12 protein-coding genes are annotated in these 12,675 nt (G+C 72.4%); 7 read left to right on the top strand and 5 right to left on the bottom strand.

What is annotated here, in order from left to right; genetic code table 11:
- Window positions 1-78 precede the first annotated feature (78 nt).
- The 5 genes from ACE4Q9_RS10570 to ACE4Q9_RS10590 all read left to right on the top strand — a co-directional run bounded on the left by ACE4Q9_RS10570 (window position 79) and on the right by ACE4Q9_RS10590 (window position 5,223).
- Window positions 79-1,014 carry a cellulose-binding protein gene (locus ACE4Q9_RS10570; RefSeq protein WP_397983984.1) on the top strand — a complete coding sequence of 312 codons (936 nt, stop codon included), beginning with the start codon at window positions 79-81 and terminating at the stop codon, window positions 1,012-1,014.
- Between the two features lie 154 nt (window positions 1,015-1,168).
- Window positions 1,169-2,122: an ATP-binding cassette domain-containing protein gene (locus tag ACE4Q9_RS10575; protein ID WP_397983985.1), complete on the top strand. Its 954-nt coding sequence runs from the start codon at window positions 1,169-1,171 to the stop codon at window positions 2,120-2,122.
- Window positions 2,119-2,913 (top strand): ABC transporter permease, encoded by a 795-nt coding sequence (locus tag ACE4Q9_RS10580; RefSeq protein WP_397983986.1) that lies wholly within the window; start codon window positions 2,119-2,121, stop codon window positions 2,911-2,913. The genes ACE4Q9_RS10575 and ACE4Q9_RS10580 overlap by 4 nt, the downstream gene beginning before the upstream one ends.
- Window positions 2,914-3,043: 130 nt before the next feature.
- The gene (locus ACE4Q9_RS10585; RefSeq protein ID WP_397983987.1) at window positions 3,044-4,345 is read left to right on the top strand and encodes an ABC transporter ATP-binding protein; all 1,302 of its coding nucleotides are present in this window, start codon (window positions 3,044-3,046) and stop codon (window positions 4,343-4,345) included.
- Window positions 4,342-5,223: an ABC transporter permease gene (locus ACE4Q9_RS10590; RefSeq protein WP_397983988.1), complete on the top strand. Its 882-nt coding sequence runs from the start codon at window positions 4,342-4,344 to the stop codon at window positions 5,221-5,223. The genes ACE4Q9_RS10585 and ACE4Q9_RS10590 overlap by 4 nt, the downstream gene beginning before the upstream one ends.
- 10 nt (window positions 5,224-5,233) lie before the next feature.
- Here ACE4Q9_RS10590 and ACE4Q9_RS10595 read toward each other — a convergent pair whose 3' ends face one another.
- A complete protein-coding gene (locus ACE4Q9_RS10595) occupies window positions 5,234-5,566 on the bottom strand; it encodes an ATP/GTP-binding protein (protein ID WP_397983989.1) in 333 nt (110 codons plus the stop codon).
- 220 nt (window positions 5,567-5,786) lie between these two features.
- Between ACE4Q9_RS10595 and ACE4Q9_RS10600 the strand changes: the two genes are divergently transcribed.
- Window positions 5,787-6,815: an LLM class flavin-dependent oxidoreductase gene (locus ACE4Q9_RS10600; protein WP_397983990.1), complete on the top strand. Its 1,029-nt coding sequence runs from the start codon at window positions 5,787-5,789 to the stop codon at window positions 6,813-6,815.
- A 159-nt stretch (window positions 6,816-6,974) separates the two neighbouring features.
- Here the strand turns inward: ACE4Q9_RS10600 and ACE4Q9_RS10605 are convergent, their stop codons facing one another.
- Window positions 6,975-7,367, bottom strand: coding sequence for an SCO5389 family protein (locus tag ACE4Q9_RS10605; protein ID WP_397983991.1), 393 nt, complete (start codon window positions 7,365-7,367; stop codon window positions 6,975-6,977).
- Between the two features lie 288 nt (window positions 7,368-7,655).
- On the opposite strand from ACE4Q9_RS10605, the gene nucS reads away from it, so the two are divergent.
- Window positions 7,656-8,327: an endonuclease NucS gene (gene nucS / locus ACE4Q9_RS10610; RefSeq protein ID WP_397983992.1), complete on the top strand. Its 672-nt coding sequence runs from the start codon at window positions 7,656-7,658 to the stop codon at window positions 8,325-8,327.
- 111 nt (window positions 8,328-8,438) lie between these two features.
- On the opposite strand, the gene ACE4Q9_RS10615 is transcribed toward nucS, so the two are convergent.
- From ACE4Q9_RS10615 to ACE4Q9_RS10625, 3 genes are all read right to left on the bottom strand, one after another.
- Window positions 8,439-10,904, bottom strand: coding sequence for an ATP-binding protein (locus tag ACE4Q9_RS10615; RefSeq protein WP_397983993.1), 2,466 nt, complete (start codon window positions 10,902-10,904; stop codon window positions 8,439-8,441).
- Between the two features lie 238 nt (window positions 10,905-11,142).
- Entirely contained in the window at window positions 11,143-11,466 is a 324-nt protein-coding gene (locus tag ACE4Q9_RS10620; protein WP_397983994.1) for an STAS domain-containing protein, read from the bottom strand.
- A gap of 192 nt (window positions 11,467-11,658) precedes the next feature.
- Window positions 11,659-12,507: a 3-hydroxyacyl-CoA dehydrogenase family protein gene (locus ACE4Q9_RS10625; RefSeq protein ID WP_397983995.1), complete on the bottom strand. Its 849-nt coding sequence runs from the start codon at window positions 12,505-12,507 to the stop codon at window positions 11,659-11,661.
- Between the last annotated feature and the right edge of the window lie 168 nt (window positions 12,508-12,675).

The raw sequence follows: 12,675 nt of genomic DNA on the forward strand, positions 1-12,675 counted from the left end.
GTATCCGCTCGATGACACACCGCTTCGGCGCCTAGGATTCCCCCTATCACCTCACCGGTCTCATTTGACAGGAACCCCATGAGCGACACTTCCCCCTACGGCTTCGAGCTTGTGCGGCGTGGGTACGACCGCGCTCAGGTGGACGAACGTATCTCCAACCTCGTCTCCCAACGTGACCAGGCCAACGCCCGTATCACCGCCCTGGAGAAGCGGATCGAGGAGCTGCACCTCGAGACGCAGAACGCCCAGACCCAGGTGAGCGACGCCGAGCCGTCGTACGCCGGTCTCGGCGCGCGGGTCGAGAAGATCCTGCGCCTGGCCGAGGAAGAGGCAAAGGAGCTGCGTGAGGAGGCCCGCCGCGCGGCCGAACAGCACCGCGAGCTGGCCGAGTCGGCCGCCCAGCAGGTGCGCAACGACGCCGAGTCCTACGCCACCGAGCGCAAGGCGAAGGCGGAGGACGAGGGCGCGCGGATCGTCGAGAAGGCCAAGGGCGAGGCCTCTCAGCTGCGGGCCGACGCGCAGAAGGACGCGCAGTCCAAGCGCGAGGAGGCGGACGCCCTCTTCGAGGAGACCCGCGCCAAGGCCGCGCAGGCCGCCGCCGACTTCGAGACGAACCTGGCCAAGCGCCGCGAGCAGTCCGAGCGCGACCTGGCCTCGCGTCAGCAGAAGGCGGAGAAGCGGCTGGCGGAGATCGAGCACCGCGCCGAGCAGCTGCGCCTGGAGGCGGAGAAGCTGCGCACCGACGCCGAGCGCCGCGCCCGCCAGACGGTGGAGACCGCGCAGCGCCAGGCCGAGGACATCGTGGCCGACGCCAACGCCAAGGCGGACCGCATCCGTTCGGAATCCGAGCGGGAGCTAGCGGCCCTCACCAACCGCCGCGACAGCATCAACGCCCAGCTGACGAACGTCCGCGAGATGCTGGCGACGCTGACCGGCGCGGCGGTGGCCGCCGCCGGCACGACCGGTGAGGACGAGCCTGTTTCCCGTGGAGTTCCGGCGCAGCAGACCCGGTAGTCGCCGGTCGCGGGGTGGCCGCGGGTCCGTTGTGGCCGGCCGCGCCCACGCGGCGGAGCCGCATACCGGAGAAGCCCCGCGCCCCTTACGCGGCACGCGTGTGAGCCCCCTGCCTCAAGTGGCAGGGGGCTTTGTCCCGTTCTAGCGTGGCTCCATGATCGAGCTGGACGGGCTGACCAAGCGGTACGGCGAGAAGGTGGCCGTCGACGGTCTGACCTGTGCCGTGCGGCCCGGCGTCGTCACCGGGTTCCTCGGACCCAATGGCGCCGGGAAGTCCACGACCATGCGGATGATCCTGGGGCTCGACCATCCCACCGCCGGTGATGTGCGGATCGACGGCAGGCGGTACGACCAGCTGACGGACCCGCTGACGTACATCGGCGCGCTGCTGGACGCCAAGGCGGTGCACGGCGGCCGCAGCGCCTACCACCATCTGCTGTGCCTCGCGCAGAGCAACGGCATCCCGCGCGCCCGGGTGGGCGAGGTGCTGGAGACGGTGGGCCTGGTGGCCGTCGCCCGGCAGAAGGCCAAGGGGTTCTCGTACGGCATGTCGCAGCGGCTGGGGATCGCCGCCGCGCTGCTCGGGGACCCGCGGATCCTGATGTTCGACGAGCCGGTGAACGGGCTCGACCCCGAGGGCATCCACTGGATCCGCAATCTGATGACATCGCTGGCCGCGCAGGGCCGGACGGTCTTCGTCTCCTCCCATCTGATGAGCGAGATGGCGCAGACCGCCGACCACCTCATCGTGATCGGGCAGGGCCGGCTGCTCGCGGACACCTCCATGGCGGAGTTCATCCGGCGGCACGCGCGCAGCTATGTGCGCATCCGCTCGCCCCAGCGCGAACGGCTCCTGGACGCGCTGCACGAGGCCGGGATCACCGTGGCCGGGGCGGCGGACGGAGCGCTGGAGGCGGAGGGCGACAAGGCCGAGCGGATCGGGGAGCTGGCCGCGGGCCACGGGATCGTGCTGCACGAGCTGAGCCCCCGGCAGGCGTCCCTGGAGGAGGCGTTCATGCGGCTGACGGCCGGGTCGGTGGAGTACCACGCGCAGTCGGAGACCGCCCCGCGGGGCTGGGGCGCCGGCCGGCAAGGGGGTACGGCATGACGAGCGCCGGCCCGGTGAGCGCCCGTGCCGCGCGGATCCTCCGGTCCGAGTGGACGAAGATCCGGTCGGTGTCGTCCACGGGCTGGACCCTCTCCGTCGCCGTCGTGGTCACCATCGGCATCGGCATGCTCATCTCCGCGCTGACCCGCAACGAGTACGACTCGATGCCGATCAGGGAGCGGCTGACCTTCGACGCGACCTTCACCAGCTTCGCCGGCATGACCCTCGGCCAGCTCGCCATGATCGTGTTCGGGGTGCTGGTGGTCACCAGCGAGTACAGCACCGGCATGATCCGGGTCTCGCTGGCCGCCGTACCGCGCCGCGGCGCCTTCCTGTCCGGCAAGATCGCGGTGGCGGGCGCGCTCGCCCTGCTCGTCGGGATGGTCACCAGCTTCGCCGCGTTCTTCCTCGGGCAGGCCATGCTCGGCCCCTACCGGGCGGAGCTCGGCGACCCCGGAGTGCTGCGCGCGGTGGTGGGCGGCGGCCTGTACCTCACCCTGATCGCCGTGTTCTCCATGGGCGTGGCCACCATGCTGCGCTCGCCACTGCTGTCGCTCGGCATCCTGATGCCGTTCTTCTTCCTGATCTCCAACATCCTGGCCGCCGTCGACACCACCAAGAAGGTCGCCCGGTACCTGCCCGACCAGGCCGGCAGCCGGATCATGCAGGCGGTGCCGGGCGCCGACGGCACCCCCTACGGGCCCTGGGGCGGGCTCGGGATCATGGCGCTGTGGGTGATCGCCGCCCTCGCGGGCGGGTACGCGCTGCTCAGGCGCCGGGACGCGCAGTAGAGGCCCCGTTCACGCAGCGTATTACTTCAGCTTTACTCTTCTTTGGGCGGAACCGTCAGCGCCCCGTTATCCTCCTAACCCTTACGGGGGCGGTTCCCCGCTGTCCTGAACCTTCCGATGGGTGCGGAGCATGATCGAGGCTGTAGGCCTGACGAAGCGGTACGGCGACAAGACCGCCGTGTACAACCTTTCCTTCCAGGTGCGACCGGGAGCCGTGACCGGCTTCCTCGGGCCCAACGGCTCGGGCAAGTCCACCACGATGCGGATGATCCTCGGCCTGGACAACCCCACGTCCGGCCAGGTGACCATCGGCGGTCACCCGTACCGCAGGCTGCCCAACGCGCCCCGCCAGGTCGGCGCGCTGCTCGACGCCAAGGCCGTGCACGGCGGCCGCTCCGCCCGCAACCACCTGCTGAGCCTCGCCCAGCTGTCGGGCATCCCGGCCCGCCGCGTGGACGAGGTGCTCGGCGTGGTCGGCCTCCAGGACGTCGCCAAGAAGCGCTCCAAGGGCTTCTCCCTCGGCATGGGCCAGCGCCTCGGCATCGCCGCCGCGCTGCTCGGCGACCCCCAGGTGCTGCTTTTCGACGAGCCGGTCAACGGCCTCGACCCCGAGGGCATCCTCTGGGTGCGCAACCTGATGAAGGCGCTGGCCGCGGAGGGCCGGACGGTCTTCGTCTCCTCCCATCTGATGAGCGAGATGGCGCTGACCGCCGACCACCTCATCGTGATCGGGCGCGGCCAGCTCCTCGCCGACATGAGCGTCAAGGACTTCATCTCCGCCAACTCCGCCGACTTCGCGCGGGTGCGCACCCCCGACACCGAGCCGCAGCTGCGCGAGAAGCTCGGCGCCGCGCTCACCGGCGCGGGTGGCCATGTGCTGCCGGAGCAGGACGGCGCGCTGCGCGTGATGGGGCTGCCGCTGCCCCGCATCAGCGACCTCGCGCACGAAGCGGGCGTACGGCTGTGGGAGCTGTCCCCGCACCAGGCCTCGCTCGAAGAGGCGTACATGCGGATGACGCAGGGCGCGGTGGACTACCGCTCCACCACCGACCAGAAGGCGGGGCTCCAGCAGCCGCTGCCGCCCGGCGCCGAGCCGCCCATGCCGGTGCCCGGCCAGGGCCAGCCCGGCTGGTACGCCCCGCCGCCGCCCCAGCAGGGCGGTCAGCCCTTCGGGATGCCGGCGGGCGGCCCCGGCGCGCCCGCGGGCCCGTACGGCGGCGCCCCGGCGGGTGCGTACGGCGCTCCGGCGGCCCCCGCGGGCCCGGCGCCCGCGGCCGCCAACCCGTACGCCCAGCCGGCCCCGCAGGCCCCGGCCGCGCAGAGCCCGGCCGCACAGGCGCAGGCACCCGCCGCGCCCCCGGCCGCCCCCACCGCCACTCCTGACGCCTCCTCCCCCGCCGCCGACCCGAACCAGCCCGAGGACGCCCGATGAGCACCCACCAGCCCCCGATGCCGCAGGCCCCCGCCGCGCCCGACCGGCAGGCGGCGCCCGGCGGGCCGTACCCCGGCTACACCTCGCCGATCCCCGTGGTGCCCACCCACCTCGGGCACGCGGTGGCCTCGGAGTGGACGAAGATCAAGTCGGTCCGCTCCACGATCTGGACGCTCAGCGTCTTCGTGTTCCTCGTGGTGGGCATCGGCCTGCTCGTCGGAGCGCTGGTGTCGGCCCACGCGAGCGAGTCCTCGCTGAGCGGCACCAACCCGCTCTCCTTCGGCTTCTTCGGACTGCTCGTCGGCAACATGTGCATCATCACGCTCGGCGTGCTGACCACGGCCTCGGAGTACGGCACCGGCATGATCCGTACGACGATGACGGCGTGCCCGAGCCGCGGCCGGGTGCTGGCCGCCAAGGCGATCGTGTTCTTCGCGGTGGCCTTCGTGGTGTCCCTGGTGTCGGTCACCTTCGTGGCGATGGTGCAGTCGTCCATGCTGACCGGCTCCGGCGCGAAGTCGCCCTCCGGCGCGGACTGGTTCAAGGCCACCGTCGGCGTGAGCCTGTACATCGCGCTGCTCGGCCTGCTCGCGCTGCTCGTCGGCTCGATGATCCGGCACTCGGCGGGCGGCATCACCATCATGATCGGCCTGGTGCTCGCCCCGCTGGTGCTGGCGCTGTTCATGGCCACCGAGTCGCTGCACTCGGTACGCGACTTCCTGTTCGAGTACAGCTTCCCGAGTCAGCTCAGCGTCTTCTACGACAACACGCTCAGCGGCTCCGGCCCCCGCGGCTGGGACCCGCTGTGGATCATGATGGGGCTGACCGCGGCGGCCGGCGCGGGCGCGTACGCGCTGCTGCGCAACCGGGACGTGTGAGCGCGGGCCCTCAGAACTTCGGCGCGTTACGAGACCGCCGCACCCGGCTGGTGCGGCGGTCTCGCGCGTTCCAGCAGGACTTGTGCCAGTGGCGGCGGTCGTCCACGCCCGCGTACTCCGGCCAGGCCACCACGTGCGGCACCGCGGAGGGGATCATCTGGTCGCAGCCGGGGCAGCGGTACGTCTTGCCCTCGGCGCTCGCGCCCGCGACATGGCGCACGCTCCACTCCTCGCCCTGCCAGTCCTCGGTGGACTGGAAGCCGCCGTACCGCCGGCTGGGGTCGTCCTCGGCGCTGCGGCCGGACGAGCCGGCGGCCTTCGGTCGGTTGCGGCGCGGGGACACGGGACACCTCTCGGGGCTCGGCGGCAGGAAAGGGCTGCGCCAAGCGTACGCGGCGCCGGGCGGGGTACGCGAAGGCCGCCAAGCGGCGCAAGTCCCTCTCCACAACAGCCGATTCTGAAGACAATCCGTCAATTACCTCGCCAGGCCGTGTCCTTGGCACGTGTCGGACGGTTATGCCGGTGGGGGAGCTCGGGTCGGAGCCGAGAAGGCGGGAAACGCGATGTACGTAGGAAGCTTTGTGCTGGGCGCCCAGTTCCCGGGCCAGGGCCAGGGGGAGGCCCTGTACCGGGCGGTCCGCTCGGCGGAGGTCGCCGAGGAGGCCGGGCTGGACTCGGTGTGGCTGGCGGAACACCACTTCGTGCCGTACGGCACGTGTCCGTCCGCCGTCACCCTGGCCGCGCTGCTGCTCGGCCGCACCCGCCGGATCCGGGTGGGCACCGCGGTCAGCGTACTGCCCACGGTCCACCCGGTCGCACTCGGCGAGCAGGCCGCGCTGCTGCACCTGACGAGCGGCGGGCGGTTCACCCTCGGGGTGGGCCGCGGCGGCCCCTGGGTTGACCTGGAGGTGTTCGGCAGCGGCCTGGACGCGTACGAAAACGGGTTCCCCGAGTCACTCGATCTGCTGCTGCGCTGGCTGCGCGAGCCCGCGGTGGGCGCCTCCGGGGAGCGGTTCGCGTTCCGCGAGGTGCCCGTCGTACCCCGCCCCTCGGAGGCCCTGACGGACACTCCGGGCCCGGAGGTCGTCGTCGCCTGCACCTCGCCCACGAGCGTGCGGCTGGCCGCGGAGCGCGGGCTGCCGATGCTGCTCGGGATGCACGCGGGCGACGAGGAGAAGGCCGAGATGGTCGCCCTGTGGCGGCGCACCGCCCGTGCGGCGGGCCGGGATCCCGAGGAGATCGCGGCGGCGGCGCATGTGGCGGCCGGGGTCTGCCAGCTCGCCGACCGCCGTCAGGACGCGGCCGAGACCCTGCTGAAGGCGATGCCGGGTTGGCTGAAACAGGGGCTCGACGCGCATGTGACGGTCGATGGGCGCAAGCGCGCCATGCGCGACCCGGTCGCCTACACCGAGCTGCTCTGCGGACTGCACCCGGTGGGCACCCCCCGGCTCGCCGGCGACCGGCTCGCGGCCACCGCCGAGCGCACGGGCATCTCCCGCTTCGCTCTGCTGGTCGAGGGCTCGGGCGATCTGGCGGCGACGGAGGACACCCTGCGGCGCCTGGGCGCCGAGGTGCTGCCGCAACTGCGCTGACACAAGCCGGCGCTTGCGCTGACACAGGTCGGCAAAGGCTGATGAAACGGTACGAATGGCAAGCCACCTGGGGGGCTTGCCGCCCAGCACCGAATACACCTCCCACGGGCGGAGCGGCAAGCAGGCGACGCACCGCCCCGGACGCACCGGGGCAGCGGGTCAGCAGTCCCGAAGCTCCGGCGACTGGTTCAGCAGCTGGGCCCGCACCGAGGTGAAGCGGGACAGCGTCTCGTCCACCGAGGCGTCCAGCGGGAACACCGCGACCCGGTGGCAGTTCTGGAAGGCCAGCCGCACGCCGAAGTGCCGTTGCAGCGCGCCGCGGATGGCGTCACTCGCGAGGGCACGCAGCAGCTGGCCACGCGCCTGCTCGTTGGGCGGGGGCGTCTGGTTGTCGGCGAAGGGTCCACCGTCCACCTTCAGCTGGGCCACCAGGGAGCTGATCATCTCCCACGCGTAGGGCAGGGAGGTCCGGACGCAGTCGACGAAGTCTGCTTCGTCGACCTCGCCTCGCTCGGCCGCGTCGAGTAGGGCCGGTGAGACGTCGAGCGACATGGGTTCTCCTCTCGCACCCCCGACGAGCAGGGGTTGCCGGACGGATAAAGGGAGTTCGGCGCCGAAAAACACGCTGAGTACATGGATCGCGACCTCCCGTCCCTACGGTAGGCAACGGTCGGTGACCACACCACCAGAATGCGTATATGGAACGGTCGGGTTGCACCCACAATCGGCCATGGATGAACAAGAGTTTCCAGGGACAAAGCAGTGACAACTGGGACGATCCACAGGGAGCGGCTCGGGCGAATCGCGTGTGGCGGCGGGTGTCGAGTAGCGTTGCCGACCATGCGTCTCGTCATTGCCCGGTGCTCGGTCGACTACGCCGGCCGGCTCACCGCCCACCTGCCCTCGGCGCCCCGCCTGATCCTGGTCAAGGCGGACGGCAGCGTCTCCATCCACGCCGATGACCGGGCCTACAAGCCCCTCAACTGGATGTCGCCGCCCTGCACGCTGAAGGAGGGCACGGGCGAGGACGAGGGTGTGTGGACCGTCGTCAACAAGGCGGGCGAGAAACTGATCATCACGATGGAGGAGATCCTCCACGACTCCTCGCACGAACTGGGTGTGGATCCGGGCCTCATCAAGGACGGCGTGGAAGCGCACCTCCAGGAGCTGCTCGCCGACCGCATCGAGACGCTCGGCGAGGGGTACACGCTCATCCGCCGCGAGTACATGACGGCGATCGGCCCGGTGGACATCCTGTGCCGGGACGGCGAGGGCCGGACGGTCGCGATCGAGATCAAGCGCCGCGGTGAGATCGACGGCGTGGAGCAGCTGACCCGCTACCTCGAACTCCTCAACCGCGATCCCCACCTCGCGCCGGTCCGCGGCATCTTCGCCGCCCAGGAGATCAAGCCCCAGGCCCGCGTGCTCGCCACCGACCGGGGCATCGACTGCCACATCATGGACTACGACGCCCTGCGCGGCATCGAGGACGACAAGCTGCGGCTGTTCTGAGAAACCGGGAGCCTCTCAGGGAGGCGCCGGTCCCGAGGGCGGCGACTCTCCCCCGCCGCGACGGCTCTCGTACGGCGGTGAACGGCGGTGCCGGGTCGGCACCGCCGTTTGTCACTGCTGCGCCCCCACCGCCGGGTCCGAGTCCGTCGGTGCGGGCGGCTCGGACGCCGACCTGGTGAACGGCGCCAGGTCGCTCGCGGAGCCCGAGGGCGGGCCCGTCGGGGTCGGCGGGGTGGTCGAGCCGGACGGGGAGGTCGAGGGCGCGCTCGGCGTCGGCTTGGTCGGGGTCGGGGACGGCGACTTGGTCCCGGTCCTGGTCGGCGCCGGGGACGTGCCCCCGCTGCCTCCGCTGCTCCCGGTGCCGCCGCCACCGGTGGCCGTGCCCGCGCCCGTCGGGCCCGGGTCCGTCGGGTCCGCCGTGGGGCTCGTCGACGGCCGCACGGGGGCGTTCGTCCGGGCGTACGTGCCCGCCGGCACCGGGGTCGAACGCTGCCCCGCGGCCGGGCCCGAGTCCGTGCCCGTAGCCTGCGCCGGGGCCGGGCCGGTGACCGGGTCGCCCGCGTCCTGGCTGGTGGAGGGGTTGTCGTCGGCCCGTCCCGCGGGGTTCTTGTCGTCGCCGTCATGAGAGGTCATCCCGAGCGTCACCACCGTGCCCAGGACCGCCGCGAGCAGCGCGCCGGAACCGGCCGCCACCAGGTTGCGGCGCGCCAGCCGACGGATGCCGATCCCCTTCGCCGGGGGTGCGGCGACGACCTGCGGTGTGACCAGGGTGTCCGGCACGGCCGGCACCGACAGCACGGACGGCAGCGCCGGCAGCGGCTCCGTCACGGGCTCCCCCACGACCCCCGGCAACGGTGCCGGTACTGCCACCGGCACTCCGGGCAGCTCCCCCGCCCGGTCCGCGACCAGCGCCAGCGCCCGGCGCCCCGCGACCGCGCCCCGCTTGTCGGCGAGCGCGCCGCGAAGCCCGATCGACGCCTCCAGCTCCGCGCGGGCCCGGTCCAGTCGTCCCCCGCACAGCGCGAGGACTCCCAACTCGTGGTGGAAATAGGCTTGTTCGGGCACCTCACCGGAGTGCAGCGCGGCCTGTGCCCCGAGCCGCAGGGCCCGTTCCCAGGCGCTCCACCGCAGCGCGGCGGCGAACGCGGGCGCGGCGGTGCGCGCGAGCCGTACCCCCCGCCCTTCGTCGTCCTCGGCCGGCGGCACCACGGCCGCCAGCGCCGCGAGGACCGCGTCGGCCTCCGCGCCGACCCGCTCGGGGGTGACCGAGGGGTGCCCGGCCCACCAGGCGTAGTGCTCGGCGGCGGTACGCGCCCGCTCCGGCGCGTCGTCGCCGTACCCCGCGGCCTCCAGCTTGGCGCGCACGCCCGCCGCGAGCCGGTAGCGCGAGCCCGCCGGGGAGACCAGTCCGCAGCTCGCCAACTCGCCGAGCGCCGCGTCGGCGTGGGTGTCGCCGACCAGCGCGGGCAGGTGCGCCTGGTGCGGGACCTCGCCCCCGAGGGCGACCGCGAAGCGCAGCGTGGCGCGGGCGGAGGCGCTGAGCCGGGAGGCGAGCAGCGGCGCGGGGGCGGCCGCCTCGCCGAGCGAGGGCAGCGGTCCGCCGTCCTCGCCGGAGAACTCCCGCACCGTGTGCACCACGGGCCGTACGTCCTCGAAGACGCCGTACTCGTCCACCGCCCCGGTCTCGGCCCGCAGTTGGTCCCGCTGCCGCAGCAACGCGCCCGCCTGGACGAAGCGCAGCGGCAGCCCCTCGGACTCGAACCACAGGTCGCCCGCCCAGTTGGCCTCCTCCTCGGTGAGCACCCGCCCGACCGTGCGCTCCAGGATGTCCACCCCGCCGGCCCGGTCGAGCCCGCCGAGGAAGACCTCCTCGACATCGGCGTCGGCGGACGGCGCGGGCACGTCCGGGGTGGCGGAGACCAGGAAGGCGCACTCGGGCGTCGCGTCCAGCAGCTCGTCCAGCTCGGCGCCGCCGAACCCGATGTCGTCCACCACCACGACCGCGCCGATCTCCGCGAGCGGTGCCCGCAGTTCGCGGCGCTCGGGGCGGTGTCCGGGGGCGTCGTAGACGGTGTGGAAGAGGTCGTACAGCAGGTCCTCGGCGGTGCGGTGGACGCCGCACAGGCGCACCACGCCGTCGGGCGCGAGGTCGGCGCAGTCGTCGGCGACCAGGTCGAGCAGGGCGGTGCGGCCGGACCCGCCGGAGCCCGTGAGCCGTACGGTACGGCCGCGCGCGAGCAGCCGCACCAGCCGCTCCCGCACCTCCTGACGCTCCAGCAGGGGCAGCGGATGCGGGGCGGCTCCCGGCGGCACCGGGGGCCGGGCCGCGCGCTCGGCACCGGCCCGCTCTGCGGCGCTCCGCTTGCGGGGGCTGCCCGGCCGGTCGGCCGGCGGGCAGGGCTCGATCTCGCTGCCGTCCACGGGGTTGACGGTCAGCAGCAGATCGCCGGAGACGAGGTGCGCGGTGCGGGCGGGCGCGGGTGTGCTCGGGCCGAAGTCGGCGGTGAGGGGATCGCGGTGCGGGCGCCGGGCGCCCGTGTGTCCGTACTCCTCAGGCCCAGGGCTGATCGGGTCCATGGGTTCAAGCCCCCCATAAGCGTCGTGTGCTCGTGTTACGGCCCTCCCGGCCTGCCGCACGCCGCTCACTCGCTCCGGTCCGGGCCCGCTCGGTCGAGGGATGCGAGTCAGGCGGGCGACCGAACACTAAACCTTTGCCCAGTATCCACGACAGGGCGGGGTGCCCGGCGGTCCGGGACGTCACGGTCCGGCGCGGATTGCCCGCCGGCCCGTGCCCGCGCCCGCGCCCTTCGGGGACTCAGACCCGCGGCAGCGAGTCCACCCCGATGCCGCCCTCGATCGCGAGGATGCGGTGCAGCCGGGTGGCCACCAACAGGCGCTGCATCTGCGGCGGTACGGCGCGCAGCACCAGGCGGCGGCCGCAGCGGCCGGCCCGCCGGTGGGCACCCATGATCACGCCGAGTCCGGTGGCGTCCCAGGAGTCCAGTTCGGACAGGTCGAGCACCAGATCGCCGGCGCCGTCGTCGACGGCCGAGTGCAGGGCCGTACGGGCGTCCGCCGCGCTGCGGACGTCGAGGCGCCCCCCGACGACCAGCTCGGCGTGGTCGCCCCTGATGTACATATGCGCTCCCCGTTGAGTGCGGTTGTGGCCAACTCCGTATCGATGGTGTGCACCGTCTGACTCGATGGTGTGCACCGTCTGACTGAATGCGTGGCGGTGCGGTTGCTGCTTGTAAGCGAACCGATACCGAATTCACCCCTGAGAGTGATGCTGCGGGGGTGAATTCGGTGCCGGGACGCGTCCGGGCGCCGCTCAGTACGTGTAGAAGCCCTGCCCGCTCTTGCGGCCGATGTCACCGGCGTCCACCATCCGGCGCATCAGCTCCGGCGGGGCGAACTTCTCGTCCTGGGACTCGGTGTAGATGTTCCCGGTGGCGTGCAGCAGGATGTCGACGCCGGTCAGGTCGGTGGTGGCGAGCGGGCCCATGGCGTGCCCGAAGCCCAGCTTGCAGGCGAGGTCGATGTCCTCGGCGGTCGCCACGCCCGACTCGTAGAGCTTGACGGCCTCCACGACGAGCGCGGAGATCAGGCGGGTGGTGACGAACCCGGCGACGTCGCGGTTGACCACGATGCAGGTCTTGCCGACGGACTCGGCGAACTCCCGCGCGGTGGCGAGCGCTTCGTCGCTCGTCTTGTAGCCGCGCACCAGCTCGACCAGCTTCATCATCGGCACCGGCGAGAAGAAGTGGACGCCCACGACCCGCTCGGGGCGCTCGGTGGCCGCCGCGATCTTGGTGATCGGGATGGCGGAGGTGTTGGACGCGAGCACGGTCTCCGGGCGCACGATCTTGTCGAGCGCGCGGAAGATCTCGTGCTTGACCTCCAGCTTCTCGAACACGGCCTCCACGACGATGTCCGCGTCCGCGGCGGCGTCCAGGTCGGTGGTGGGGGCGATACGGCCCAGCGCCGCCTCGGCGTCCGCCGCGTCCAGCTTGCCCTTGCTCACGAACTTGTCGTACGACGCCTTGATGCCGTCGGTACCGCGCGCCAGCGCCTCGTCGGTGACATCGCGCAGGACGACCTCCCAGCCCGCCTGCGCGGCGACCTGAGCGATACCGGACCCCATGAGACCGGCCCCGATGACGGCGAGCTTCCCTGCCACGTCCGACTCCCTCTTCCCGCTGTTATCCGCTATGGACATGTGCGTCTTCGGCGGACGATAGCGCTCCGAAGCGGCCGTGTGACCAGTAAGTAACGCGCGTCACGTCTCATTTGACGGACGTCACATCGGGACGCGTTTCCGTTCGAATCCGGCGGCGTCCCGGCCCCG

Origin of the sequence: Streptomyces sp. AM6-12 (genome assembly GCF_044327085.1) — a bacterium.
In the GTDB taxonomy this organism is placed as follows: Bacteria; Actinomycetota; Actinomycetes; order Streptomycetales; family Streptomycetaceae; genus Streptomyces.